Genomic DNA, 25298 nt, shown 5'->3' with positions numbered 1-25298 from the left:
CTGCGCCGAACGCCGGACCGCTATGCGGCGGCGTAGCTGAGGCGGAACAGACCCTGGGCACGCTCCAGATCCCGCTCCGAACGCAGCTGCAACTCCAAGTCACCCGTGCCATGGTGGCCAAGCCCCGTCACGTCCCGGGTAAAACCTGGAACGAGGTCGACCTCCTTGGGGTCGGCCTTGAGGTAGACGAGGAGCTTGGTCTGCTGCGGCGGGATGAGGCATGCAAAGTTCCGCAGCCGCTGGTAGGCCGTGTACTGCTTGCGCTGGATCCGGGTGATGCCGCCCCCAAGTCCGAGCAGCGCCTCGTCGACCGCCTCGGCCAGCTCCGCCATCGCCCCATCCTGCTGCCCGGTCAGCGGCAGCCTGGCCGCGCGCTGGCGAGACCGTCTGGAAGCCGCCGCCTGCCCGGTGACAGAAGCCACCGTCTCCAGGCCGATGTGGTCGTCGTCGAAGTACCGGTAGCGGACCAGGTCGATGCTGCGCCGGTGCTCGCGCACAGCATGTGCGTCGTAGCGGGTGAAGTCGCCGGCGACGCAGATCAGCCGTGGCGCGCTCCACAGGACCTGGGAGGCGGCCGCGGCCCCGAACCGGTCGCGGACCAGGCTCCGGAAGGCGTCCTTATGGGCCATGAGCCACGCCATGTAGTAGAGGCCCTGGTTGATCACCCCTGCGCATCTGCCCCGCTTGTACTCAACAATGACGGGTGCACCGTTCTCATCGAGCCCCAGCGAATCGATGCGTCCGCCACCCACGCAGTCGATGACGTACTCGCTCGCCAGGAACCGCACGCCCAGCATCGTGTCCATGTGCGCCTCGATGAGGGCCTGCACATCTGCCTCAACCTCAGCAAGATGCGGCATTACCTCGATTAGGCCACCTTTCGTGTTGAACAGCTTCAGCCCCACCACTCCCCCTTCACGACCACGATGCCAGACGGCAACGTCGCGAACCGCAGGTTTTATTTCCGAGGGCGCCGGTCGCGTGGCTGCCCTCGTCTCGGTTAAGGGGGCATTCCCGGTGAACTTGGCTCGCTTGGCAGCCACAGCCTCGGGATCGGCCGGCCGTCGACCTGGTCGAACTCGGCGATCACGTCGTTCAAGCTGTCGCGCTCGATCTGGCGCTGTGCGGCCCTTTCCAGGTACGCAGATACGCCACGCTTACCGACCACGAATAGCCTGCAGGGTTCTGACGGTGGGGGAAACGGCGATCCTGCTGGTGGGGCCGCCGCCGAGGAAGAAGTCCGCGTCACCTTCAGCCATGGGATGAGTGTGGCATTCCCAGGTGCAGGGCGAGGGCGCCTGCCCAAGTCTGCCCCGCGGCTCTCCGTCAGTACGTGAAAGCCGCCTCCGTGCCCGAAGTTATCCGGGCTCGGAGGCGGCTTTCACGTGCCTAACGGCCCGTCAGATTTTGGGGCCGACGTGCGTCAAACGTGCGTCAGACGTGCGTCACGTGCGTCGCTCATGCGTCAAGATATCGCCCGTAACGCCCACAGCGCACATAATACACACTCGGCGAAACCGCAGGTCAGACACCCTTTGCGGCGGGCTCAAGGATCGCGACGCACTCGACATGGTGGGTCATCGAAAACCTGTGGACCCTCGCCTGAGAGCCGACTTCGCATCGGTGCACGAGTCCGTCTTCGCGGAGCGGAGCCGGCGTCGGCCCGGCCTGATTACCGCAGACTTCGGAGCAGCTCACTGAGTGCGCAGCGAACAGTGAGCACCCCATCACCGGCGCTTGCGTGCGGCACCGCACCTGCCGCAACTAACAAATTACCTAAGGGCTGTCGGACCCACCGGGATGACCCGATGGCACCGCCAGAGTTCATTCCGCCCAAGAGACCGGGGGAACTTCACAAGCAACGTACTCCACATACTGCGTCATCGGGCACATGAAATCGGCGTATCTCCTGATACTCCAGTCGCGTATGCGAAGGCTGGCGCATACGACGAATCTCATCGCAAACGGTAGCCACCTCCGGATATCTCGTAGCAGGCGAGGGGAACATAGCCGCACATCGCCGGTTAGCCAAACCGGCGTTTGCGCGGACGATTGTTGTCCACCGTTTACTCCGAGCACCACGCCGGATCGATCCATCTGCGAGCAGCGACACCTGCTGCCGACGGATTTCCCCGGAGTCACTTTGGTGCTCCATACCATCCGGAGATTCACCGCACTTGCCCACCGAACCGATAACAGCCTACCCAGACCGCCATCCGCGCACGAATAGTGTGGACGATGCCCCTTTCGTCCAAGATGACAGCAGGTCTTCCCTCCTGGCTAACGCCTGGTATTCGACGAGCGACCTCGCCACCTGCCTGCGTGTAGATTCCTCGACCCTGCGCCGTTGGCGCACCGCTCGGCCTCCCCAGGGCCCGCCGTTCGTCGCCGTTTCGGAGCGCGCCATCATGTACAGCGCGCTCGACGTTGAGGAATGGCTGCACAGCCACCGGACCGTCCCGCGCCGAGAAGCCTGATGGCCGAGAAATCCGTTGTACCGGTCGGTGTCCGGCTCACCACCGACATCGAGTACCGGCCTGATCGCCTAACCCCCTACCGTGCGCGAGTCCGCTGGTTCGATCCGGCTACGAAGCGCCGTCTGTCCCTGTCGGAAGGAAAGGCGGACGAGGACGAAGCACAGGAGTGGCTCCAGTCCATTATCGAAGCCGCGGAGGCAGGACTGTCCCCGTCGCTCGCCACCATGAAGCTCGCCGAATACGGTGATGCGAACATGGATCTCGCCCTGCGCGGCCTGGAGTTGAAGACACTCGACCCATATCTCGCGGGCTGGCGTGCGCGTGTCGTCCCCGCCCTGGGCCATCTCCCGGTCCGGATGATCACTAACGGCGTTGTCGACCGCACTGTGCAGAATTGGATCGCCGACGAGCACAGCCGCTCAACAGTGAAGAACACCATCGCCGTCCTGGTCCGCGTCATGGAGCAGGCTGTCCGTGACGGCATCATCAAGGTGAACCCCGCCCGGGTCACCGGCTGGCAGAAGCTCTACAAGCAGGCCGAGGACGAACTGCTCGACCCACGCGCGCTGGCCCTCCCCGACTGGGAGACGCTCATCGCACTGGCCGACGCACTCGTCGCCGCATCCCACGACCAGTACCGGGGGTGGGGAGAGGTGGTCACCTTCGCCGCGTGCACCGCCGCACGAATCGGAGAGATCTCAGGCTGTCGCGTCGGGGACATCGACACGACCCAGTGGATCTGGACCGTGCGGCGCCAGACCACACCCGCGCCCGGCGGACTGACCGACAAGGGCACCAAGGGCAAGCGGGCCCGCAAGGTTCCCATCGTCGAGGAGATGCGCCCTCTCGTCGCCCAGCGCATCCTGTCGGCCGGCGCCGATCCCGACGCCCGACTGTTCACTGGCCCACGAGGCGGACGCATCTCCACCGCCGTCCTGCGTGACGCCACACACTGGGACGACGTAGTCACCAAGCTCGGCTACGAACATCTGCGCCGCCATGACCTCCGGCACACCGCATTGACCTGGTTCGCCGACGCCGGAGTCCCCGTACACGTCCTTCGCAGGATCGCCGGCCACGGTTCCCTGACCACCACCCAGCGCTACCTGCACCCCGACGTACACAAGATCACAGCAGCCGGAGCGGCGCTCTCGGCCCACTTCAACGCGCTGCGCGCACCACGCTCGCTGCCGAGCCCCATCGTCATGACCCGCTGACCCGGTCAAGGACGCTGGTCCCCAGCTGGTCCCCAAAAACGGTCAAGGGCCGGTTTCGGATTGCTCCGAAACCGGCCCTGACCTCGACTCTCTCGAGTCGGGACGACAGGATTTGAACCTGCGACCCCTTGACCCCCAGTCAAGTGCGCTACCAAGCTGCGCCACGTCCCGATGCCCGCCTGACCTGGGGTTTCCCCTGGCCGAACGCGCATGAGAACAATACCGCACTTCGACGGGTGGTCACGAACACCTTTACCCACTTGACCTCAACCAAACTTGATGTTCAACGCTGGGTTCATGACGAACACGACTGCTGCGCCGACAGGCGACTTCCACGACATGAACCGGCTGATGGGCCTGATGACAGGGGACGAGAAGCACGGTCCCGCCGCGACCTCCACACTGGATGCCCTCTGGGTGCTTTACGACCGGGTTCTGCGGGTGACGCCCGGCACCGTCGACGCACCCGACCGCGACCGGTTCCTGCTGTCCAAGGGGCATGGGCCGATGGCGTACTACGCGGTCCTGGCCGCGCACGGCTTCTTCGGCGAGGAGTTGCTGTCCGGGTTCGGGGCGTACGACTCACCGCTCGGCCACCACCCGGACCGGACATTGGTGCCGGGGGTCGAGATCGGCAGCGGGTCGCTGGGGCACGGGCTGCCGCTGGCCGTGGGAAGCGTGCTCGGCCTGCGGGCGCTGGGGCTGACCGACCCGAGGGTGTGGGTGCTGATCGGGGATGCCGAGCTGGACGAAGGCAGCAATCACGAGGCGCTCGCCTACGCGGGGCCGGCCGGGCTGGAGCAGTTGCACACCGTGGTGATCGACAACGCGTCGGCGTCCTACGGCCGGCCCGGCGGGATTGCGGCGCGGTTCGAGGCCGCGGACTGGTCGGTCGACTCCGTCGACGGACGGGACCACGAAGCGTTGTACGCGGCCTTCACGGCGCCGCACCCCGGCCGGCCGCGGGCCGTGGTAGCGCGTGTCGACCCCAAGAACTGAAGCACCCGGCGAAAAACAAAGACGCAGAAACCATAAAACGGGAGAAAGGCATTTCTCATGGACACGATGCGTGACCGCTTCATCTCGACCACGTCGCACCTGCTGGACGAGAACCCGCGCCTCGCACTGGTGCTGGCCGAGATCAGCCGGGACGGCTTCGACCGGGCCCAGCGGGCCCATCCGGACCGGGTGATCAATGTCGGAATCAGGGAACAGCTGCTGATCGGGGCGGGCGCCGGGCTGGCGCTCGCCGGGCTACGGCCGATCGTGCACACCTTCGCCAGCTTTCTGGTGGAGCGACCGTTCGAGCAGGTGAAACTGGACTTCGGCCATCAGGGTGTGGGCGGGGTGCTGGTGAGCGCCGGAGGCTCGTACGACTGGCCCGCCGGCGGCTTCACCCATATGTCACCGGGCGATGTCGCGCTCCTGGACACCCTCGACGACTGGACGGTTCATGTCCCGGGCCACCCCGACGAGGCCGAAGAGCTGCTGCGGCAGGCTGCCGCCGGGGACGGCCGGGTGTACGTACGGCTGTCGCTGCAGTCCAACGACCGGGCGCGCCCGGTCGGCGGTGGGGCCGGGTTCCTAGCGGTGCGGGAGGGCGAGGGCGGGGTCGTGATCGCGGTCGGACCGATGCTCGACAATGTACTCGCGGCGACCGACGGCCTCGATGTGACCGTGCTGTACGCGACGACGGTGCGCCCGTTCGACGCGGCCGGGCTGCGGCGGGCGGTCGGTGATCACGCGACGGCCGATGTGGTCGTCGTCGAGCCATATCTGGCGGGCACGTCCACCGCTGCGGCCAATGACGCGCTCGCCGAGCTGCCGCACCGCGTGCTGGGTCTCGGGGTGGGGCGCGCCGAGCTGCGCAAGTACGGAGAGATGGACGAGCACCTTGCCGCGCACGGCCTGGATACGCGGGGGCTGCGTGAGCGAATCGGCACGTTTCTCCGCCGATGACCGGGGCGGTTGCCTCGGGCGGGCGCCCGGTCAGATCCCGATGCTGTTGTCCTCCCGCCGATGGATGTGCGCGACGAGTTCCTGCGCCAGGGACTTGATCGTGTCGAGCCCTGCCCTGCCCCATGGGCGAGGCACGGTGTCGACCGCGCAGACGGCGCCCAGGGTGATACCCATGCGGTCGATGAGGGGCGCGCCGAGGTAGGAGCGGATGCCTATTTCGTCGACCACAGGATTTCCGGCGAATCGTGGGTAGTCGCAGACGTCCTCCAGGACGAGCGCCTTGCGCCGTACGACGACATGCGGGCAGTAGCCGCGGTCGAGGGCCACATACCGGCCGCCGCGGCCGCTGCCCGCGGCCGTGGCGCCCAGGTCCAAGCCCTGGTGCGTGCCGGCCGGGGTGTGCAGCCCGGCGTAGAACTGCCGATTGCCGTCGATGAAGTTGACCATCGAGAAGGGCACTTCGGTCACTTCGGCCACCCGGTCGGCGAAGGCGTCAAAGTTGTCGAACGAGGCATCGGCACGTTCTCCGAGGCCCAAGGTCCGTAGCCGCTGGGTACGGACGAGGGCGTCGCGGTCGACAGGCGTGAGCAGCATTCGGCCGTCGGCGTGTCGGCTCACGGGTGGGCTCCGAAGCCGGACAACGGGGCCGGGGCGGAGGTGGCTTTGATCAAGTACTGGACCAGTGTGACCAATGCCCCGGTGCCGGAGCTGGCGATCCGGGCGTCGCAGAGCACGACCGGCACGTCCCGCCCCAGGTCGAGCGCGGCCCGTACCTCCTCGGGCGCGTAGCGGTAGGCGCCGTCGAACTCGTTCACCGCGACGATGAATCCGATGCCGCGCCGCTCGAAGAAGTCGACGGCGGCGAAGCACTCCGCGAGCCTGCGGGTGTCCGCGATCACGACCGCCCCCAGCGCCCCCTGGGAGAGCTCGTCCCACATGAACCAGAAGCGTTCCTGGCCGGGGGTGCCGAACAGATAGAGCATGTGCTGCTCGTCGAGCGTGATGCGGCCGAAGTCCATCGCCACGGTGGTGGAGGTCTTGGACTCGATGCCGTCGAGGCTGTCGGTGGCGGCGCCGACCTGGGTCAACAGCTCTTCCGTGCTCAGCGGTGCGATTTCGCTGACCGCGCCGACGAAGGTCGTCTTGCCGACGCCGAACCCGCCTGCCACCAGCACTTTGAGCGCGACGGGAAAGCCTTCGGAGCCACCGGATTCATAGGCTCCACCGGATCCGGCGGCTCCACCGGCGTCATAACTGCCACCGGAGCCGTAAGTTCCACCGAAGCCGTGGATATCGCCGGAGTCATAAGCGCCACGGGCGTCGCCGTAGCCTTCCGAATGGCCATATCTTGCATGGCTTGCGTGGCTTCCGAAGCCTTCGGAGCTTGCGCTGTTCTCGTACGCGGCGGAGCTGCCGAAGCCGTCAGAGCTGTCGTCGTAAGCCATCGAGCACTGCCTCCAGCAGAGATCGGTCGGTGGGCATGTCATGAAAGGCGGGCGGGTGCGCGGTGACTGCCCCGCAGTCCACCAGGTCGGAGACGAGCACCTTGGTGACGACTGCGGGCAGCCGCAGATGGGCGGCGATCTCGGCCACCGAGGTGGGGCCGCCGCACAGCCCCAGCGCGACGGAGTGCTCGGGACCGAGATGGATCTGCGGCTCGGTCCCGGTGGCCATCACCAGGGAGAGCAGGTCGAGCACGGTCGTCGGACGGGTACGGCCGTTGCTCACGGTGTACGGGCGGATGAGCCGGCCCGCCGCATCGTCGAGCAACGGCCCGTCCTGCGGAACCGACACCCTCACAGCCCCGTGGCGCCCGGTGTCCCGGCCGCGTGTCTCGCCGGAGTCATCAGATAGGGCCGGACGCTCTTGACCAGCATGGTCATCTCGTAGCCGAGCACCGCCGCGTCCGCCTCGCAGCCGGCGAGTACGGCGAGGCAGGTGCCCGACCCGGCGGTGGAGACGAACAGCAGTGTCGAGTCGAGTTCGACCACCACCTGTCGTACGTCGCCGCTGTCGCCGAAGCGCGCTCCGGCGCTGCGGCCGAGCGAGTACAGGCCGGCGGCCAGCGCCGCCATGTGGTCGGCGCTGTCGGCGTCCATGCCGTGGAGGGACTTCACCAGCCCGTCGGCGGAGAGAAGGACTGCACTGCGTGTGTACGGCACGCGCTGGACCAGCCCGCTCAGCAGCCAGTCGAGGTCCGAGACCTGACCGGACGGCATATCGGTCGCCATGGTGCATCTACTCCTTGGAGGTGTTCGCTTCGAGGGGGTCGGTGGCCGGGGCCAGGGATGGATCCGGGGCCGGGTGGTGCGGGGCGACGGTCGCGCTGAGTCCGCGGACCGGCAGTGGTCCGGGCGAGGTCTGGGGCTGCCAGGTCTGCGGGGCCGCCGTTTCGAGGCTCGTGTCCGGGCCCCGGTCGGTGTCCGCCTCGGATTCGCTACGGGCCTCCGCGAGTTCGATGCCCCGCCGGAAGGCTGCCATGAGTCCCGGGTCGTGCAGGGCTTGTTCGTCCTCGGTGCGCGGGACCGGTGCCTCCCTGAGCTGCGGAACCAGGTGCTCCTGGTTGGCGCGCCTGGGAAGTTGTGGCCTGCCCATGGTGCCGCGTACGACTCCGGGCTCGGATGGGAGCGCCGCGGGGGCGTCGTCCGTGCGCCGGGTTCCGGGGTGGGCCGCGGCCGGGGTGGGGCGGTCGAGGCGCTCGGCGCGCAGTGGGAGTGGCGGGGCTTCGCCCTCGCGTCGCGCAGGCTTGGGTGGTTGATGCAGGCGAAGCGGTTGGGTGGGCACATAAGGCTGTCGATTGGCACTCGCCTGCGGGGCGGGTGACGGGTCCGGACCGGATCCCGGCCCGGGGTTCAGGATCGGGTTCGGCTTGTGGTGGCTTCCGGTGTCGGCCTCGGCCGGCGGACGGTGTACGGGCCCCGGGGGCGGAACCGGAGCCGCGTCGGCCTCGGTCGGTGCGTCCCCGTCCACGCCCAGCAGGGACTGCGGGAGGACGAGTACGGCCTGAGTGCCTCCGTAGATGTTGCTCTGCAGCTGGACCGCGATGCCGTGCCGTCGGGCAAGTGACGCGACGACGAACAGGCCGATCCGGCCGTCCTGCAGGAGATGAGCCACATTGACCTGGTCGGGGTCGGCGAGCAGGGCGTTCATCCGCTTCTGCTCATTGCCCGGCATGCCCAGGCCCCGGTCCTCGACCTCCAGGGCCAGTCCGGCGGTGACCTGCTGGGCACGGAGCAGCACTTGGGTGTGCGGGGCAGAGAACACGGTGGCGTTCTCCACGAGTTCGGCCAGCAGATGGATCACATCGGCCACGGCGTGTCCGCGCAGCGTGCCGTCGATCGGCGGTACCAGTTTGACCCGCGGATACTGCTCGACCTCGGCGATCGCCGAGCGCAGCACCTCCGTCATGGTGACCGGGTTGCTCCACTGGCGCCGGGAGACGGCGCCGCCGAGGACGGCGAGGTTTTCGGCGTGCCTGCGGATGCGGGTGGCCAGATGGTCGACATGGAAGAGACCCTTGAGCAGATCGGGGTCCTCGACCTCGTGCTCCAGCTCGTCGAGCAGCTGGATCTCGCGGTGTACGAGCGACTGCAGCCGACGGGCGAGATTGACGAAGACCTCGACTTTCTGGTCCTCGCCGGTGTGGTCGCAGCGCCGGGACGCCTGCACGACCGCGGCCACGGCGGCTTCCTGCTGACGGGCGAGTTCCTGCGCGAGCAACTCGAAGGGATCGCTGCCGGGCGCGGCGGGCTGCGCGGGCCTCCGTGCGGGCACGCGTTCGCCGTTGCGGAGCTGATCCACCACCCGCTGGAGTTCGGCCTGGCCCTGTGCGCTGGCGCGGCGGAGCGCCAGACAGCGGCCGAAGACAGTGGTGGCGACGCGGTTGGCGGCGAGGTACGCGGCCAGCACGGCGGCGGCGGCCAGTGCGCCGGCCCCGCCCAGTGCGGTCCACAGCTCGGTGGACGGCCGGGCTCCGGTGGAGCGGACGGTGAAGATGACCGCTGCGGCTCCGCTCAGCACTGCGGCGACGGTCGGCAGCACCGCGGTGCGCAGAAGTTGGGGGCGCATACGCGCCTCGGGGGACGGCTGTGCGGCACGCGGCCTGGCCGTGGCCGAGCGGGAACGGGCACCCGGTCGGCCGTGCCGTCCGCCCTCTCGGCGTTCCGGTCGCGCTTCGGGTGCGCGAAGTTGAGACATCAGTGTCCTCGGTACGTGGGGCACCAGGAATCGGCGTTCATGCGGTGGCACCTACGGTGGTCGGTCAGGCTCGGTTCATCGGTCGGGCAGGCTCGAAAGATGTGAGCCCACCGTTGATCACCGGACACACACGGTAGTCGTCAATCACGCATGTGCGACGGGCGGTTGTCGAACTTGCCCACCATCCGTCCCGCTCTGGTATGACCTCTCGCACGAGAGACCGATTACGCCGCATTGGCATCTGATCGACCGACACCCGAACGGTCTACGGGAGCGAAACCCCTGAACGCACGGAACGGCTCGGCCCGTCCGGTCGTGCCGGACGGGCCGAGCCGTCTGAGGTTCCGCGCGTGTGATCCGTACGCCGCAATCGGGACACGCCCGGGAACGCGCTATGCCGTCGGCGCCACCTCGGCGTGGTCGGCCTCCGCATCCTCGGCGGCCAGGCCCGCACCGGCCACCTCGACCGAGAGGTCCGTGATCCGCGCCGCGCCCGCGGGCCGGCGCTCCACCGGCTGCGGCGCCACCGCACGCCACCACGGCTCGTCGGGGACGGTCTGCGCCGTGGGCTCGAAGGGCTCGCCGGGGCGCGGCAGGGCAATTCTGGCGCCCTCGTCCTCCGCCGCGGCGAGAGTCCCCTCGCCCGGCTCGGCCCACGGGTGCGGGGCGAGATTGAAGGTGGCCCAGTGGATCGGGAGCATCGCGCCGAGCGGCTTGCCGCCCTGGAGATCCAGATGGGCCCGCATGCCCTCGGCCGGCGTCATATGAATGTCGGGCCAGTACTCGGAGTACGCGCCGATCTGGATCATCGTCGCGTCGAACGGGCCGTGTTCGGCGCCGATGTCCTTGAAGCCGGGGAAATAGCCGGTGTCACCACTGTGGTAGATCCGGTGCTCGGGACCCACGACGGCCCAGGACGCCCAGAGCGTGTGCTGCTGGTTGCGCAGACCGCGGCCGCAGAAGTGCCGGGCCGGGGTGGCGGTCAGGCCGACGTCGGCGATCTTCGTGGTCTCGTTCCAGTCCAGTTCGCGTATCCGGTCGGCCGAAACCCCCCACCGCTCCAGATGGGCGCCGACGCCGAGCGGGACCGCGAACACCGTGTCCGTGCCCGCGAGGGCGCGGATCGTCGGCAGATCGAGGTGGTCGTAGTGGTCGTGGGAGATCACCACGGCGTCGACGGGTCCGAGGGCGGCGAGCGGCAGCGGCACCGGGTGCAGCCGCTTGGGCCCGACGAAGGCGAAGGGCGAACAGCGCTCGCCCCACACCGGGTCGAAGAGCACCCGTCGGCCGTCGATCTCGGCGAGCACACTGGAATGGCCCATCCAGGTGAGCCGCAGCCCGGTGGCGGGCGGCCCGGCGAGGTCGGCGTAGGTGGTGGCGTGGACGGGCACGGTACCGACCGGTGCCCTGCGTGCCCGCTCCTCCTTGCGGAAGTAGACCTTCGCGAACTCCAGGGCGGATCCGGACGGGCTGGTCCGCGCCCCCACCGGGTTCTGGAAGACGCCGTCGGCGAAGTTGGGCGAGCGGCGGATGCGCTCCATGCGGGCACCGCCCGGATCTGCACCGAATGCGGCGGGACGCAGCGAACGCAGCCGGGTACGGAGCGGAGGCAAGGGGTCAGCGCCGGTCACAGCATCTCCTGAGGGAGTCGATGTCGTCTCATTATGGTCGGGGGTACGACAGTGCGAGAGCGGAACGGTGACGGACCGATCGCCGGACCGGTCCGTCAGCCACGCGGCTGCCCGTACGCGTGCTCGATGCGCAGCCGCAGCACCACGCGGCGGTCCCGGACCATCGCATTGCGGTAGTCGTCCCAGTCGGGGTGTTCGCCCTGGACGTCGCGGTAGAGCGTGATCAGCTCCTCCACCGTCGCGTCGTGTGGATCGGCGGCGACCGGGGTCAGCTCAGCCGTGCCGTCCACGACCGTCCACGCCCAGCGGTCCGCGCTGGTGACGTGATAGCTCGCCCGCGGGTCGCGGCGGAGGTTCTTCGTCTTCGCCCGGTCCTCGGTGATCGAGATGCGGACGATGCGCTCGTCGGGGTAGTAGAAGTGATTGACATTGGACAGCTGGGGCCTGCCGTCCCGCTTGAGCGTCACGAGTACGCCGCCGCTCTCCTCGCCGAGCAGCCCGAGCAGCGCGTCCTGCTGTGCATCGAATCCCGTCATGCCGAATCCAACGCGCGTGCCTGCCACAGGATTCCGCATTCGGACGTACTCCCATTTCGCATCCGGGGACCCCCGTCCGTCATGCCCGTGGACGCAGCCCGCCGACGGCGTCCCATGGCGCCGCCGGACGGCATCCGGGCCGAACCGAAGGAGAACGTCCACCGCCCGAGGTGGAGCGCCTCGCAGGCCGGTGGGACCGATGCGGTCCGGTAACTGAACCACGGTTCAGTAGTGGCCGCATTGACAGGGGTGCTCCTGGCTCCAGATACTGACCGGCGATTCAGTAAATCGACGAGTTGATACCTACCTGTCAATGGAGGGAGCCGGCGTGTCCGAACAACCGGGAAATGCGTCGTTGACCGGCGGCGAGGCCGTGGTCCGCGCGTTGGCGGCGCACGGGGTCACCAAAGCGTTCGGGATTCCCGGAACGCATAACCTGGAGATCTACCGGCATCTGGCCCCGTACGGGATCGCGCATGTCACGCCCCGGCACGAACAGGGCGCGGGATACGCGGCGGACGCGTACGCACGGGTCACCGAACGGCCCGGGGTGGCGATCACCACCACCGGGCCGGCCCTGCTCAACATCACGGCAGCGGTCGGTCAGGCGTATTCGGACAGCGTGCCGCTGCTGGTCGTGTCGCCCGGGATGCCGTTGTGCCACCCCCGTCAGCCGACCGGTCTGCTGCACGAGATGCGCAGCCAGACCGAGGCACTGCGCGCGGTCGCAGCGTTCAGCCACCGTGTGTCGACGGTGGAAGAGATCGGCTCGGCGGTAGCACGTGCGTTCACCCTGTTCCGTACCCGGCGGCCGCGCCCGGTCCATGTCGAGGTGCCGCTGGATCTGCTGGAGACGGCGCAGCCGGCGGGCCCGGTGCGGCTCACGCCACCGCTGTCCGCCCCGGGCCCGGCCGGACCCACGCTCCGGGACGCGGCCCGGGTCCTGCGCTCGGCACGGCGGCCCGCCGTGGTCCTCGGCGGAGGGGCGCGCTCCGCGTCCGCCGAGTGCCGGGCGCTCGCCGAGGCGCTGGCCGCCCCGGTCGTCACCACCGCCAACGGCAAGGGGATCGTCGACGAGACGCATCCGCTGTCGCTCGGGGTGTCGCTGCACAGCCCGTCCCTACAGAAGTGGCTGGCCGACTGCGATGCGGTGCTCGCGGTCGGCACCGAGCTGGCCGAGTCCGATCTGTGGTCCGCACCGCCGACACTGAGCGGCACGCTGATCCGGGTCGACATCGACCCCTCACAGATGTACGCGGGACTGCCCGCCGATCTGGCGCTGGTCGGCGCGGCGCGCCCCACGCTGGAGGCGCTGCGGAAGGCGCTGGAGGAAGCAACCGGGGACTCGGGCGCGCGGGACAGTGCCGCCGCGGTACGGGTGCTGCGCGCCGCGCGGGACGCCGAGACCGCGGAGCGCGACGGCCGCTGGGTGCCGTATCTGCGGGCCGCACGGACCGTGCTGGACGCCGACGCGATCTGGACCTCGGACAGTGCGCAGTGCTGCTACTACGGTGCCCTGCCCCATCTGCCCGTCGGCCCGCGCGGGCGCTATCTGCACCCGACCGGCTTCGGCACCCTCGGCTACGCGCTGCCCGCGGCGATCGGCGCGAAGACCGCGTACCCCCACCGGCAGGTCGTGGCGCTCAGTGGGGACGGCGGGCTGCAGTTCTCCGTGCAGGAGCTCGCCACCGCCGCCCAGCTGCGGCTGCCGCTGCCGGTCGTCGTGTTCGACAACGGAGGCTACGGGGAGATCCGCGACGAAATGGCGGCACGCGGCGACACCCCCGTCGGCGTCGATCTGCCATCCGTCGACCTGCCTGCGCTGGCGCGGGCGTACGGCGGCCACGGCACCCGTGCCGACACCCCTGAGGCGCTCGCCCGCGCCCTGTCCCAGGCCCTGACCACCCCCGGGCCCACCGTGATCACCGTGACCGAGGAGACCCCCCGATGACCACACCTGCGGTGTCCCGCCCCACCAACCCGTCCACCCCGCTGATCTCGCTCACCTGGACCGACCACATCACCGGCCGCCAAGGGCATCTGGTCGTCGACCGGCTGGTGCGCGGCGTGTCCAGCGGCGGACTGCGGATGCGGGCGGGCTGCACCCTCGACGAGGTGGCGGGGCTGGCCCGCGGCATGACGATGAAGGAAGCTCTCCACTTCGACGCCGATGACACGGGGGCCCGCTACATACCGCTCGGCGGAGCCAAGGGAGGCATCGACTGCGACCCGCGCGCCCCGGAGGCGTACGGCGTTCTGGTGCGCTATCTGCGGGCCGTGCGCCCGTACATCGAGAACGTGTGGACGACGGGCGAGGACCTGGGACTCACCCAGGACATAGTGGACCGGGCGGCGGCCGAGGCCGGGCTCGTCTCCTCGATCCAGGCCGTCTACCCCCTGCTCGACGACGAGACGGCGGCGCGGCAGCGTCTCGCGGACGCATTCGCCGTCGAGGTGGACGGCATCGGGCTCGACGAGTTGGTCGGCGGCTGCGGGGTCGCCGAGTCGGCGCTCGCGGCACTGGACCGGGCGGGCGTCCCCTACCGGGAGGCAAGGGTCTCCGTCCAGGGGCTCGGCACCATGGGCGGGGCCACGGCGCGGTTCCTGGCGCGGGCCGGGCTGACGGTGGTCGCCGTGGCCGACGTCAAGGGCACGATCGCCAATCCGGCCGGCCTGGACGTCGAGGCACTGCTGGCCGCCAGGGACGGGTACGGGACGGTGGACCGCGGCGCGCTCCGGGACGGGGACCGGGAGCTGCCCGCGGACGCCTGGCTGGAGCAGGAAGCCGAGATACTGGTACCGGCAGCCGTTTCTTACGCGATCGATGCCGCCAACCAGGCGCGGATACAGGCCCGTTGGGTCGTCGAGGCGGCGAACATGCCGGTGCTTGCGGAGGCGGAGGAACTGCTTGCGGTGCGCGGGATCACGGTGTTGCCGGATGTGGTCGTCAACTCCGGTACGAACGCCTGGTGGTGGTGGACGCTGTTCGGTGACATCGGCGCGGACGCCGACGAAGCGTTCGGACACACCCGCCGCTCGATGCGGGCCCTCATCGACCTGATGCTGGCCCGTGCCGAGGCCGACGACTGCACCCCGCGCACCGCCGCCCATGCCATCGTCGCCGACCGGCTGCCGGTGATCGCGCAGCGGTTCGGCTGGTACCGCTGAACCCAACTGCACGACCGGCCAAGGCTGTTCTGAGCGGACCACCCACCGTGAACCGCAAGGACGGCGACTACCGGGACGACTGGATGTCCGCCCCCTTCAACCCGGCGCTCGGCAAGCAGGCCGGTGCCGCCCAGGTCATCAGGGAGGGCGGCAAGCCGAAGGTCGCGCTCCCGGTGTTCTCCGGACGCGACGGGGCACCGGGCACGGACAGCGGGAGCACGGTCCTGGCGGGCGCAGGGGGCGGGGCCGTAGCCGGCTCCGCCCGCGGCCTGCCCGGGCCCCGTGCATTCGTTAGGGTGACACCGTGGCAAGAGTGCGGTTGAGCGTGGCCGAACGGCGCGAGGAGCTCCTGCGCGCTGCCGTCGAACAGATCGAGGTGCGAGGGGTCGCAGCGGTACGGATCGCCGACGTGGCCGCCGTGCTCGGTGTGAGCAATGCGCTCGTGCTCTACCACTTCTCGACCAAGGAGAAGCTGGTCGCGGCCGCCTTCGCGCATGCCGCCGAGGCCGACCTCGCCCATCTGCGCAAGCTGCTGAGCCGCCGCACCAGTGCGGTACGGCGGCTGCGCGCCGCCGTCCGCTGGTACGCCCCGACGGGCCAGGCCAAGGGCTGGCGGCTGTGGATCGAGGGCTGGGCGGCCTCGCTGCGCGACCCGGCGCTGCGCAATGTGGCCGGCGATCTCGACCAGCAGTGGAAGGCGGAGCTGGCCGAGGTCATCGAAGAGGGCGCCGCCGCCGGTGAGTTCCACTGCGACGACCCGATGTCCGTGGCCTGGCGGCTGACCGCCCTGCTGGACGGCCTGGCCGTGCAGATGACGTCGTACGCGGGTCCGCTCTCCCGGGCCACGTTGCTGGCCTGGACCGACGAGGCCCTCGCCCGCGAACTCGGCATCGACCGCGCGGCACTGACGGCCTGAAACGCGTTTCCCGCGGGCCGAACTGGACCTGGTCATCGTGCACTTCGCGGCCCAGGTCATATCGCCCCCGTCCCCCGGGCGCCGCTCATCCAGGCCAGCGTCCGGATCGGCGCCCGCCTCAACGCCAGAACTGAAAGGCGCTCCGCCTGCTCGGCCGACGAAGGTCAGGTCTGGCGCAGGGGTGCGTACGCATCCCCGTGGAGTCCGAAGGTCCAGGCCACGCCTTCCTTCGCGGTCCTCGTGCCGGGCGGCACCCGGAGCCAGTAGGTGCGGTGGGTTCCGTCCGGCTCCGGGGTGGAGTTGACGACCTCGACCATCACCACGTCCTCGTCGCCGTCCAGCGCTATCCGCCAGAGGATGCCCGTCTCGTCGCGATGGACCGGCTCGGCGCCCGACTCGGTGAGGTAGCGGTCGTAACCGTAGAACTCCAGCATCACGCGGCGCAGTTCGGCGTTCTCCTCCTCACGTATCCGTTGGGGAGTCAGGGAGTTCAGTTCCGCGAGGAATTCGGCGGGCACGGGCATGCCTCGCCAGGCGTGGAGCGCGAAGCCGTCGCGATAGGCGAGCGCCGGGCCGTCCCCTCGGTCGAGCCGGCCCGCCTCGTCCCGGTGGAGCGCCTCCGGGCGCTCACTGATCACCACGACACGCTCGTAGGGCCACCACCAGCCCGCGTGCCTGGCCACCTCGGCCAGACCGTCCAGCCGGTCACCGCGGCCGTCGAACGCGGCGAGCCATGCCGCATCGTGCTGGCCCAGGACCGCGTCGAGCAGCACCAGCCGGACATCGGACTCGTCCTCAGGACGCTCCGTGAGGTCCGCGACGACACCGCTCCTGATCCGCTCGGCAAGCGCCGCCGTGGTCTCCCAGAGCTGCGCCCCTGTGGCGGACCACAGAGCGGACCAGCCCGCCGGGCCCAGCTCGTCGTACATCCGGCGCCGCTCCTGCGCCCAGGGCCGGGTCCGTACCTCGTCACGCACCGAGCGTCCGGCGTCGACGAGCTCCTCGACGGCCTTCACGGCGGCCCTGGGCGAGTCGACCCAGACGATCCGCTCCGGCTCGGCAAGTCCTGCGCTGCGGTAGGCGAGCCGCAGCCCGTCCTCGGCCGCGGCCCGGTCCGCCGCGCCTGTCGCCGCTGCCACGGCCCGCCATGAGTCCACGTACTGCATCGGTCTTCCCCGTCCCCTGATTCCGTGTCGTTCGGTGTTCTGTGTTCTGTGTTCTGTGCGCTGTCGTGCGCTGTGCTGTGCTCTGCTGTGCTGCGAACTCCGGTGGTCCGCAGTGCTTCGGGGCTCGGATCCACTTCTCGGGTCCGCTGCCGCCGGGCGGGCCCGGGCGGCCCCGGGCGCGTCAGTCCGCGACGATGCGGACCGCCCCCGGCGCGTACTCCCGCTGGCGCACCACTCGGTACCAGCCCTTCGACAGCGGTATCGCCGCGTGCTCCTCGTGGACCACCCGCCCGCCTTCGGGGAGATGGAGCAGCATCGGCCCGAAGGCACCCGCCTCGCGCATCAGCCGGCCCGGCCCCTGAACCGCATGGGCATGGCCGGTGACCTCGCCCAGCGCGAGGATCATCCGTCCCCGGCCGTCCCTCGGTTCACCCGGCGCGTCCACGAGATGCGCGGGCACCGCCGACTCCTCCAACGACACGATCAGTACATCGCCCTGCCGGTACACAGACGTCTCCCCTCGATGGCCGCACCCGCTGTGCCGGCCACGAGGAAGACGCTAAGGGGAGGGTCTGACAATCGACCGGCGCCCCGCTCCCACGGGGGTCGGTGGACCTGTCACGGACGGTCCCCCGGTCGCGCCGTTGTCAGTGCGGCTTGATAGACCTTGCGGACATCAGCCGTCCCCCAGTACCAGGAGCTCAGGGTCATGTCCGGTGTGGACCATCTGCACGAGTTGCTCGGCCTTCCCGCCGTCGACTTCCAGCACGCGACGAAGGAAGCGCCGGTGCAGGCCGCCGATGCGGCGGCCTGGCGCATCTCGGTCGATCCGTACGACGACGAGTGCGAGATGACCTGGGAGGAGGCGTTCCAGGCGTTTTTGACGGCGGTCGACCCGGCCGGTGTGCGGGCGCTGATCATCGGTCAGTGGGGCGAGTCGTACGAGGAGACCTCGTCCTACCCGATAGATCTGGTCATCGCCGCGGCCGACCGGCTGACCTCGCTGGAGGCCGTCTTCGTCGGCGACATCATCCCGGAGGAGAACGAGATCTCCTGGATCGAGCAGTCCGATGTCACCGCGCTGCTGACCGCGTTCCCCGGCCTGCTGGAGCTGGGCGTGCGGGGCGGCACGGATCTGGTCTTCTCCCCCACGAAGCACGAGCTGCTGCGTTCGCTGACCATCGAGACCGGCGGCCTGCCGGTCGGAGTGATCCGCGGCATTCTGGACAGCGAACTGCCCGCACTGGAGCGGCTCGATCTCTGGCTCGGCGTCTCCGCGTACGGGGGCGACGCCGATGTGGCGGACCTGGCGCCGCTGCTCTCCGGCTCCCGCTTCCCCCGCCTCCACCACCTCGGTCTGCGCAACAGCGAGGTGCAGAACGAGATCGCGACTGCCGTCGCGGGTGCCCCGGTCGTCGCCCAGCTGCGTACCCTCGACCTGTCGCACGGCACGCTGGGCGACGAGGGCGCGGCGGCGCTGCTGGACGGCCAGCCGCTGACCCATCTCGAAAGGCTCGATCTGCACCACCACTTCATGACCGAGCCGATGGAGCGCCGGATCACCCAGGCGCTGGAACCCCATGGGGTGCAGGTCGATGTGTCGGAACGCGAGGAGCCCTGGGGTGACCGCGGCATCGAAGGCCGCTACACCGCGATTTCGGAGTGATGCGCAATGACTGAGATCGAACACCCGGAGACGTTCCACGGCCTGCCCGTCCTGACCCTGCCGGGACCGGCCCAGTCGCACACCGCCCCTCTCCCGGCCGCCGACTCGGTCGCGTGGCGGCTGGAGAGCGCCTGGCAGGGCGATCTGACGTTCGCCGCGCTGTGGCAGCACTTCGTCGACACGGTCGACACGGCGCAGGTACGGGCACTGCTGATCGGTCCTTGGTGGCAGGAGGAGTACGAATCCTTCGCCCCCGTCGTCGATCTGCTGGTCGGCCACGCGGACCGCATTCCGGCCCTGAAGGCGCTGTTCCTCGCCGATGTCGTCAGCGAGGAGTGCGAACTGTCGTGGTTCGAGATGTCCGACATCACGCCGGTGGTCGAGGCGTTCGGACAGCTGGAGGAGTTGGCGGTACGCGGGTGCGACGAGCCGATCGACGGCAAGGAGCCGTTCGGCCTGCAGCCGGTGCGGCACAAGGCGCTCAAGTCGCTGCGGTTCGAGTCGGGCGGACTGCCGTCCGGCATCGTACGGGCGATCGGAGCGTCGGAACTGCCCGCTCTGGTGCACCTCGAACTCTGGCTCGGCGTCGCCGAGTACGGCGGAGACGTGACGGTCGAGGACCTCGCGCCGGTGCTGTCGGGTGCGGCGTTCCCCGCCCTGCGCCATCTGGGGTTGCAGAACAGCGAGATCCAGGACGAGATCGCGGCCGCGGTCGCCTCCGCCCCTGTCGTGGCCCAGCTGGAGTCGCTCTCCCTCGCAATGGGAACCCTGGGCGACGAAGGCGCCGAGGCGCTGCTCTCGGGCCAGCCGCTCACCCACCTGACCTCGCTGGATCTGCACCATCACTACATCAGCGACCCGTTGGTGGACCGCCTCAGGGACCTGCTCGGTGCCGACCGGGTGAACGGCGAGATCCATGAGGTCGAGGACTGGGATCCGGAAGAGGACGGCCACCGCTATGTCGCCGTCAGCGAATAGCGCAACCGGCCCGGCGCCGCGCTTCGCCGTCGTGGGTGTGCCCGGCAACCGCCGGGTCGCGCTCTTCCAGGACGCCGTGCGCGCCGCCGGGCTGCCGCCCGCGCGGGTCGTTCCCTGGCTGCACGTCCTGCGCGGCGAGGCCGCCTTCCGTCCGGGCGAGACCGTACGAATGGACTCGCCCGGTGAGGACCCCGAGGTGGAACGGCTGCTCCGGGCAGTCGGCGATCCAGCCAGGGTCGAGGGCACCGCCCTGTGGTACGCCCGGTTCACCTCGGCCGTACGGGCAGTGGCGCGGGCGGCAGCCGCTTCCGGTGCCGTTCTCCTCGACGACCCCGGCGATGTCGCGGTGCTGTTCGACAAGCGGCTCTGCCATGCCGTGCTGGACGGCGCCAAAGTGCCCGTACCCCCGTCGCCGACCTCGGGAGCCGCGGCCCCCGTGGTGCGCGACTGGGGGGACGTACGCGACCGGATGACCGCCCACGGCATGCCCCGGGCCTTTGTGAAGCCGGCGCACGGCTCGTCCGCCTCGGGGGTCCTGGCCGTGGAGACAGCCGGGCCCGGCCGGGTCAGGGCGACCACTTCGGTGGAGCGCGACACGGCCGGGCGGCTCTTCAACTCGTTGCGAGTGCGGCGCTGTACGACAGAGCGGGAGGTCGCGGCGATCGTCGACGCACTCGCACCGGACGGGCTGCACATCGAGCGCTGGCTGCCCAAGGCCACCCAGCACGGCCGGGCGACGGACCTGCGGGTCGTGGTGGTGGCCGGCCGGGCCACCCATGCCGTCGTGCGCACCAGCCACTCCCCCATGACCAATCTTCACCTCGGCGGCGAGCGCGGAAGTCTCGACGACGTCCGTGCGGCCGTCGAGGCCGCGGGCAGCAGCTGGGCCGAGGCCCTGGCCGTGTGCGAACGGGCAGCGGCCTGTTTCCCGGACACGCTGTGTGTGGGCGTCGATCTGCTGCCCGCGACCGGCTGGCGGCGCTTCGCCGTCGGCGAGGTCAACGCCTTCGGCGATCTGCTGCCCCGGCTGACCGGGCTTCCCGGCAGCGGCGCCGAGGGCCTGGACACCTATGCGGCGCAGGTCGCCGCCGTACTGAACAGAGCAAGGAACCACCGTGCAACCGCCACTCCCTGACACCGCGCCCGCCCTCACGGACGCCCGGAACCCGGACATGAGCGAGATCGTGGGCAGCCACGACCTGCTGCTCATCACCCTCGACACGCTGCGCTACGACGTGGCGGCGGAGCTCGCCGCCGCCGGACGCATCCCGCATCTGGCGCGCCATCTCCCGGACGGCGTCTGGGAGAAGCGGCATGCGCCCGGCAGCTTCACCTACGCCTCCCACCAGGCGATCTTCGCGGGATTCCTGCCGACACCGGTCGGCCAGGGGCCGCACCCCCGACTGTTCGCTGCGCGTTTCGCGGGCAGTGAGTCCACTGCTTCGGGCACATTTGTCTTCGACACCCCCGATCTGCTGTCCGGCCTCGCCGATACGGGCTACCGCACGGTGTGCATCGGCGGCGTCGGCTTCTTCAACCGGCAGGGGCCGCTCGGCTCCGTACTGCCCGGCATGTTCCAGGAGAGCCACTGGGAACCGGAGTTCGGCGTCGCGTCACCCACGTCCTTCGAGGCGCAGGTGGCCCGTGCCGAGCAGGTCGTCGCCGAACTCACCGCCGAGCAACGGCTGTTCCTCTTCGTCAATGTGGCCGCCCTGCACCAGCCCAACTGGTTCCACCAGCCGGGGGCCACGCGCGAGGCAGGCGATTCCCGCGCCACCCATGCCGCTGCCCTGGAGTACGTCGACGCCCACATCGGCCGGCTCTTCGCCGCTGCGAGCAGCCGCCGCCGCTGTTTCGCCATCGTCTGCTCCGACCACGGAACGGCGTACGGGGATGACGGCTACACCGGTCACCGGCTCGGTCACGAGTCCGTCTGGACCGTTCCGTACGCGCAGTTCTTCCTGGAATCGGGGGCCACCGCACCATGAGCCGCACCACGACCGTCGCACAGACCACCCGCCCGTACCAGAGCTATGTCTACGCCTATCCGCACAAGACCGCCTATCGCCCCCTCGCCGACCGGCCGGCGTTGCGCGAGCTGTGGGCGGCCGAGCGCAAGGACGCGCTCTCGCTCTATCTCCACATACCGTTCTGCGAGGTCCGCTGCGGTTTCTGCAATCTCTTCACCCGGATCGGCGCTCCCGACGAGCTGACGACCCGGTACCTCGACGCTCTGGACCGGCAGGCCACCGCCGTCCGCGACGCGCTGGGAGACGCCGAGCCGGTGCGTTTCGCCGCGGCGGCGTTCGGCGGAGGCACTCCCACGTTCCTGACCGCGGCGGAGCTGGAGCGGCTCTGCGACATCGCGGAGAAGCGGATGGGCGCCGATCTGCGGTCCGTTCCGCTGTCGGTCGAAACGTCGCCGTCGACCGCGACGGCCGACCGGCTGGCCGTCCTCGCCGACCGCGGGACGACCAGGATCAGCATCGGCGTGCAGAGCTTCGTGGAAGCCGAGGCGCGTGCCGCTGTACGACCGCAGCACCGCGCCGATGTGGAGGCGGCGCTGGACCGGATACGTAATGCCCGCATCCCGATCCTGAACATCGACCTGATCTACGGCATCGACGGGCAGTCCGAGGAAAGCTGGCGCACCTCGCTGGACGCGGCGCTCGGCTGGCAGCCGGAGGAGCTGTATCTCTATCCGCTGTACGTCCGCCCGCTGACCGGTCTCGGGCGGCTCGGCGCCGACGGCGAGGCAGCGGCGGACGCCGCCTGGGACGAACAGCGGCTGCGGTTGTACCGCTCGGGCCGGGACCATCTTCTCGCCCACGGCTACGAGCAGGTGTCCATGCGGATGTTCCGCCGCGCCGACGCCCCGCGGACGGACGGCCCCGACGACTACGCCTGTCAGACCGACGGCATGATCGGCCTGGGGTGCGGCGCCCGTTCGTACACCTCGAAGCTGCACTACTCCTTCGACTATGCGGTGGAGACGCGTGAGGTACGGGCGATCATCGACGGCTACACCGGGACCGAGGACTTCTCGCGCGCCGAGGTCGGACGGTACGTCGACGGCGACGAGGCGCGCCGCCGCCACCTCCTGCAGTCGGTCCTCCAGGCCGAGGGGCTGCAACCGGCCGACTACCGGGAACGGTTCGGCAGCTCCCCGGCCGATGACTTCCCCGCCGAACTGGCCCGGTTCGAGGCGCGCGGCTGGCTCGACGCGACGGCCGGGGCGTCCGGCCTGCTGCAGCTCTCCCCCGAGGGCCTGGCCCACTCCGACGCACTGGGCCCCGAACTCTTCTCCCCCGACGTACGGGCCGCGATGGCCGCGTACGAACTCAAGTGAGCGCGCCCATGGACCTGACCATTCTCTACCGCGGTCCGCTCGCGTCCTGCGACTACGACTGCCCGTACTGCCCGTTCGCCAAGCGGCGCGACAGCCGGGAGCAGCTGCGCGCCGACCGCGCCGCGCTGGAGCGGTTCATGGTGTGGGCCGCGGCACAGACAGGCGACCGGATCTCGGTCCTGTTCACCCCGTGGGGCGAGGGTCTGGTCCGCTCCTGGTACCGGCGTGCGCTGGTCGAGCTGGCGCAGCTGCCGCACATCGGCAGGGTCGCGATCCAGACCAATCTCAGCAGCCGTACGGGGTGGCTGGCCGAGGCGGGTGACGCCGGCCGCGAGAAGATCGCGCTCTGGTGCACGTACCACCCGGGGCAGACGCCGTACGAGCGGTTCCTCATCAAATGCCGGGAGCTGGCCGCGATCGGCATCCGTCACAGCGTCGGTGTCGTCGGTCTCGACGACCATCTCGCCGAGGCACGGCGGCTGCGTGACGCCCTGCCGGACGAGGTCTACCTCTGGGTGAACGCCGCGGAGGGACACACCTACACGGACGAGGAAGCGGACCGCTGGACGGACCTCGACCCGCTCTTCCCATACAGCCGGCATCCGCACCGGTCGGCCGGGCTGCCCTGCCGGACGGGCGAGTCGGTCATCTCGGTGGACGGCGACGGAACGGTGCGGCGCTGCCATTTCGTCCCGGCGGAGCTCGGCAACCTCTACGACGGGAGCTACCGGCGTTCTCTCGGCCCGCGGGCCTGTCCGCTGGCTGTCTGCGACTGCCACATCGGCTATGTGCATCTGGAGACGCTGCCGCTGTACGACGTCTTCGCGGGCGGTGTGCTGGAACGGATACCGGCGCCGCCGTTGCCGCCTCTCGCCGGACGCGCCTGAACCTCGAGCCCGTCCGGCGAGGGAGGGCACTGCGGTGGCGGACGCAGCCTAGAGCGGCAGGAGGTCCGGCCGCTTCGCCTCGACATGGTCGCCGGAGGACTCGCCTCGCAGCCGCCGTCCGATCCACGGGACCAGGTACTCGCGCGCCCAGTGGATGTCGTCGCGCCGTACTTCGAGCGTGCCGCGCTGTACCTGCGGGGGCCATTCCTGGTCCGGGTCGGCCGGCACGTCGATGCCGAGGACCTGGGCGGCGCGCAGCGCGACCCTGGTGTGTCCCTCGGGCGACAGATGGAGCCGGTCGTCGTCCCAGGCGCGCCTGTCCTGGACGGACCGCAGCGACCACAGGTCGAGGACCGGGCAGTCGTAGCGGTCGGCGATGGACCGCACATGGGCGGTGTAAGTGGCGATCTTGCCGCGCAGATGCCGCAGCACGGGAACGCCTCGGGTGTCGAAACCGGTGGTGACCAGGACGGTGCCGACCGATTCGGCCAGCTCGGCGACCGCGTGCTCGAAGCGCTCGGCCACGTCGTCGGGGTCGGTGCCGGGCCTGATGATGTCGTTGCCGCCCGCGCAGAAGCTCACCAGGTCGGGTGCGAGCTCCTTGGCGCGCGGCACCTGCTCCTCGACGATCTGGTCGAGGAGGCGTCCGCGTACGGCGAGATTGGCGTACCTGAAATTCCCGTGAGCGGAGCCTTCGGTGCTCGTCCCCGCATCAGGGTCGGGGAGCTGGTCCGCGAGAAGTACCGCGAAACGGTCCGCCCAGCCGACGTAGGTACCGTCCGGGCCGGGGTCGCCGACTCCCTCGGTGAAGCTGTCGCCAATCGCTGCGTACGACCCGATGACGCCATGTCGGTTGATGACGCTACGTTGATTTTTTCTCGAATCGTCTGCCACAAACGCTCATCCTGCACCGCCGAATGTGACCTACGCGACCGTAATAAGAGGTTGACGGGTGGTGAGATAGACCACCCGGTCAGGTTTTGGTAATAGGGGGAATAAGACCGACCGGTACATGGGGTGCGGGAGAAGGAGCCCCACGATGCCGCCCCCATGTGCCGGTTGGTCCAAGCAGAAGGGGCGGTGGGCCGCACCCCACCGCCCCAGGAGTATTTCTCAGCTCAAGCGTACAAGATCAAATGACCAACCCCGCG

24 protein-coding genes and 1 tRNA gene are annotated in these 25298 nt (G+C 69.7%); 13 read left to right on the top strand and 12 right to left on the bottom strand.

From position 1 onward, the window contains the following. Window positions 1-20: 20 nt before the first annotated feature. Window positions 21-908: a DUF5655 domain-containing protein gene (locus ABTZ94_RS15215; RefSeq protein WP_351201221.1), complete on the bottom strand. Its 888-nt coding sequence runs from the start codon at window positions 906-908 to the stop codon at window positions 21-23. Between the two features lie 1568 nt (window positions 909-2476). On the opposite strand from ABTZ94_RS15215, the gene ABTZ94_RS15210 reads away from it, so the two are divergent. Continuing rightward, window positions 2477-3694, top strand: coding sequence for a tyrosine-type recombinase/integrase (locus tag ABTZ94_RS15210; protein ID WP_351201197.1), 1218 nt, complete (start codon window positions 2477-2479; stop codon window positions 3692-3694). Window positions 3695-3791: 97 nt separating this feature from the next. Here ABTZ94_RS15210 and ABTZ94_RS15205 read toward each other — a convergent pair. Further along, window positions 3792-3865: transfer RNA gene (locus ABTZ94_RS15205), tRNA-Pro, on the bottom strand. A 126-nt stretch (window positions 3866-3991) separates the two neighbouring features. Between ABTZ94_RS15205 and ABTZ94_RS15200 the strand changes: the two genes are divergently transcribed. Together ABTZ94_RS15200 and ABTZ94_RS15195 are read left to right on the top strand one after the other, a co-directional pair. Next, window positions 3992-4693, top strand: a complete 702-nt coding sequence (locus tag ABTZ94_RS15200; RefSeq protein WP_351201195.1) for a thiamine pyrophosphate-binding protein — start codon at window positions 3992-3994, stop codon at window positions 4691-4693. 57 nt (window positions 4694-4750) lie between these two features. Further along, complete coding sequence (locus ABTZ94_RS15195; RefSeq protein ID WP_351201193.1) at window positions 4751-5653, top strand: transketolase family protein; 903 nt, start codon at window positions 4751-4753, stop codon at window positions 5651-5653. A 30-nt stretch (window positions 5654-5683) separates the two neighbouring features. Here the strand turns inward: ABTZ94_RS15195 and ABTZ94_RS15190 are convergent, their stop codons facing one another. From ABTZ94_RS15190 to ABTZ94_RS15160, 7 genes are all read right to left on the bottom strand, one after another. Next, on the bottom strand, window positions 5684-6247 hold the full coding sequence (locus ABTZ94_RS15190; RefSeq protein ID WP_502967248.1) for a GAF domain-containing protein: 564 nt from the start codon (window positions 6245-6247) through the stop codon (window positions 5684-5686). A gap of 20 nt (window positions 6248-6267) precedes the next feature. Beyond that, entirely contained in the window at window positions 6268-6828 is a 561-nt protein-coding gene (locus tag ABTZ94_RS15185) for a GTP-binding protein (protein WP_351201219.1), read from the bottom strand. Window positions 6829-7075: 247 nt separating this feature from the next. After that, window positions 7076-7447, bottom strand: a complete 372-nt coding sequence (locus tag ABTZ94_RS15180) for a DUF742 domain-containing protein (protein WP_327271533.1) — start codon at window positions 7445-7447, stop codon at window positions 7076-7078. Window positions 7448-7449: 2 nt separating this feature from the next. Further along, entirely contained in the window at window positions 7450-7884 is a 435-nt protein-coding gene (locus tag ABTZ94_RS15175; protein WP_351201189.1) for a roadblock/LC7 domain-containing protein, read from the bottom strand. 7 nt (window positions 7885-7891) lie between these two features. Further along, window positions 7892-9850 (bottom strand): ATP-binding protein, encoded by a 1959-nt coding sequence (locus tag ABTZ94_RS15170; RefSeq protein ID WP_351201187.1) that lies wholly within the window; start codon window positions 9848-9850, stop codon window positions 7892-7894. 392 nt (window positions 9851-10242) lie between these two features. Then, entirely contained in the window at window positions 10243-11481 is a 1239-nt protein-coding gene (locus tag ABTZ94_RS15165; protein WP_351201185.1) for an MBL fold metallo-hydrolase, read from the bottom strand. A 95-nt stretch (window positions 11482-11576) separates the two neighbouring features. After that, a complete protein-coding gene (locus ABTZ94_RS15160; protein ID WP_351201183.1) occupies window positions 11577-12017 on the bottom strand; it encodes a PPOX class F420-dependent oxidoreductase in 441 nt (146 codons plus the stop codon). A 328-nt stretch (window positions 12018-12345) separates the two neighbouring features. On the opposite strand from ABTZ94_RS15160, the gene ABTZ94_RS15155 reads away from it, so the two are divergent. The 4 genes from ABTZ94_RS15155 to ABTZ94_RS15140 are packed head-to-tail and all read left to right on the top strand — an operon-like array spanning window position 12346 to window position 16101. Next, a complete protein-coding gene (locus ABTZ94_RS15155; protein ID WP_351201181.1) occupies window positions 12346-13968 on the top strand; it encodes a thiamine pyrophosphate-binding protein in 1623 nt (540 codons plus the stop codon). Then, window positions 13965-15185 (top strand): glutamate dehydrogenase, encoded by a 1221-nt coding sequence (locus ABTZ94_RS15150; protein ID WP_351201179.1) that lies wholly within the window; start codon window positions 13965-13967, stop codon window positions 15183-15185. The genes ABTZ94_RS15155 and ABTZ94_RS15150 overlap by 4 nt, the downstream gene beginning before the upstream one ends. 47 nt (window positions 15186-15232) lie before the next feature. Continuing rightward, window positions 15233-15508: a hypothetical protein gene (locus ABTZ94_RS15145; protein WP_351201177.1), complete on the top strand. Its 276-nt coding sequence runs from the start codon at window positions 15233-15235 to the stop codon at window positions 15506-15508. Next, window positions 15490-16101: a TetR/AcrR family transcriptional regulator gene (locus tag ABTZ94_RS15140; protein ID WP_351201175.1), complete on the top strand. Its 612-nt coding sequence runs from the start codon at window positions 15490-15492 to the stop codon at window positions 16099-16101. The genes ABTZ94_RS15145 and ABTZ94_RS15140 overlap by 19 nt, the downstream gene beginning before the upstream one ends. Window positions 16102-16265: 164 nt before the next feature. Here the strand turns inward: ABTZ94_RS15140 and ABTZ94_RS15135 are convergent, their stop codons facing one another. Both ABTZ94_RS15135 and ABTZ94_RS15130 read right to left on the bottom strand, forming a co-directional pair. Further along, on the bottom strand, window positions 16266-17267 hold the full coding sequence (locus tag ABTZ94_RS15135) for a DUF6745 domain-containing protein (RefSeq protein WP_351201173.1): 1002 nt from the start codon (window positions 17265-17267) through the stop codon (window positions 16266-16268). Window positions 17268-17448: 181 nt separating this feature from the next. Further along, the gene (locus ABTZ94_RS15130; protein ID WP_114247858.1) at window positions 17449-17775 is read right to left on the bottom strand and encodes a DUF8820 family protein; all 327 of its coding nucleotides are present in this window, start codon (window positions 17773-17775) and stop codon (window positions 17449-17451) included. 201 nt (window positions 17776-17976) lie between these two features. Between ABTZ94_RS15130 and ABTZ94_RS15125 the strand changes: the two genes are divergently transcribed. Genes ABTZ94_RS15125 through ABTZ94_RS15100 form a run of 6 tightly spaced genes read left to right on the top strand, consistent with a single transcriptional unit; the run spans window position 17977 to window position 24147 of the window. Further along, complete coding sequence (locus ABTZ94_RS15125) at window positions 17977-18933, top strand: STM4015 family protein (protein WP_351201171.1); 957 nt, start codon at window positions 17977-17979, stop codon at window positions 18931-18933. 6 nt (window positions 18934-18939) lie between these two features. Beyond that, entirely contained in the window at window positions 18940-19911 is a 972-nt protein-coding gene (locus tag ABTZ94_RS15120; RefSeq protein ID WP_351201169.1) for an STM4015 family protein, read from the top strand. Next, window positions 19892-21046 carry an STM4014 family protein gene (locus tag ABTZ94_RS15115; RefSeq protein WP_351201167.1) on the top strand — a complete coding sequence of 385 codons (1155 nt, stop codon included), beginning with the start codon at window positions 19892-19894 and terminating at the stop codon, window positions 21044-21046. Before ABTZ94_RS15120 ends, ABTZ94_RS15115 begins: the two co-directional genes overlap by 20 nt. A 37-nt stretch (window positions 21047-21083) precedes the next feature. Then, the gene (locus tag ABTZ94_RS15110; RefSeq protein WP_351201217.1) at window positions 21084-21899 is read left to right on the top strand and encodes an STM4013/SEN3800 family hydrolase; all 816 of its coding nucleotides are present in this window, start codon (window positions 21084-21086) and stop codon (window positions 21897-21899) included. Continuing rightward, window positions 21896-23260 carry an STM4012 family radical SAM protein gene (locus ABTZ94_RS15105; protein WP_351201165.1) on the top strand — a complete coding sequence of 455 codons (1365 nt, stop codon included), beginning with the start codon at window positions 21896-21898 and terminating at the stop codon, window positions 23258-23260. Before ABTZ94_RS15110 ends, ABTZ94_RS15105 begins: the two co-directional genes overlap by 4 nt. Before the next feature lie 8 nt (window positions 23261-23268). Then, window positions 23269-24147, top strand: coding sequence for an STM4011 family radical SAM protein (locus ABTZ94_RS15100; protein ID WP_351201163.1), 879 nt, complete (start codon window positions 23269-23271; stop codon window positions 24145-24147). 48 nt (window positions 24148-24195) lie between these two features. Here the strand turns inward: ABTZ94_RS15100 and ABTZ94_RS15095 are convergent, their stop codons facing one another. After that, window positions 24196-25041: an SGNH/GDSL hydrolase family protein gene (locus tag ABTZ94_RS15095; RefSeq protein WP_351201161.1), complete on the bottom strand. Its 846-nt coding sequence runs from the start codon at window positions 25039-25041 to the stop codon at window positions 24196-24198. Between the last annotated feature and the right edge of the window lie 257 nt (window positions 25042-25298).

This window comes from Streptomyces sp. NPDC002785 (assembly GCF_040295565.1).
GTDB lineage: Bacteria > Actinomycetota > Actinomycetes > Streptomycetales > Streptomycetaceae > Streptomyces.
The sequence above is the reverse complement of the archived record's forward strand: the minus strand, read 5'-3'. Positions and strand labels throughout refer to the sequence as shown.

Coding starts and splice junctions, on each gene's coding strand:
- ABTZ94_RS15150 (WP_351201179.1), top strand. CDS start 13,965: ATGACCACACCTGCGGTGTCCCGCCCCACCAACCCGTCCACCCCGCTG.
- ABTZ94_RS15110 (WP_351201217.1), top strand. CDS start 21,084: ATGAGCGAGATCGTGGGCAGCCACGACCTGCTGCTCATCACCCTCGAC.
- ABTZ94_RS15195 (WP_351201193.1), top strand. CDS start 4,751: ATGGACACGATGCGTGACCGCTTCATCTCGACCACGTCGCACCTGCTG.
- ABTZ94_RS15105 (WP_351201165.1), top strand. CDS start 21,896: ATGAGCCGCACCACGACCGTCGCACAGACCACCCGCCCGTACCAGAGC.
- ABTZ94_RS15160 (WP_351201183.1), bottom strand. CDS start 12,017: ATGACGGGATTCGATGCACAGCAGGACGCGCTGCTCGGGCTGCTCGGC.
- ABTZ94_RS15120 (WP_351201169.1), top strand. CDS start 18,940: ATGACTGAGATCGAACACCCGGAGACGTTCCACGGCCTGCCCGTCCTG.
- ABTZ94_RS15115 (WP_351201167.1), top strand. CDS start 19,892: ATGTCGCCGTCAGCGAATAGCGCAACCGGCCCGGCGCCGCGCTTCGCC.
- ABTZ94_RS15170 (WP_351201187.1), bottom strand. CDS start 9,850: ATGTCTCAACTTCGCGCACCCGAAGCGCGACCGGAACGCCGAGAGGGC.
- ABTZ94_RS15210 (WP_351201197.1), top strand. CDS start 2,477: ATGGCCGAGAAATCCGTTGTACCGGTCGGTGTCCGGCTCACCACCGAC.
- ABTZ94_RS15135 (WP_351201173.1), bottom strand. CDS start 17,267: ATGCAGTACGTGGACTCATGGCGGGCCGTGGCAGCGGCGACAGGCGCG.
- ABTZ94_RS15100 (WP_351201163.1), top strand. CDS start 23,269: ATGGACCTGACCATTCTCTACCGCGGTCCGCTCGCGTCCTGCGACTAC.
- ABTZ94_RS15175 (WP_351201189.1), bottom strand. CDS start 7,884: ATGGCGACCGATATGCCGTCCGGTCAGGTCTCGGACCTCGACTGGCTG.
- ABTZ94_RS15200 (WP_351201195.1), top strand. CDS start 3,992: ATGACGAACACGACTGCTGCGCCGACAGGCGACTTCCACGACATGAAC.
- ABTZ94_RS15125 (WP_351201171.1), top strand. CDS start 17,977: ATGTCCGGTGTGGACCATCTGCACGAGTTGCTCGGCCTTCCCGCCGTC.
- ABTZ94_RS15190 (WP_502967248.1), bottom strand. CDS start 6,247: ATGCTGCTCACGCCTGTCGACCGCGACGCCCTCGTCCGTACCCAGCGG.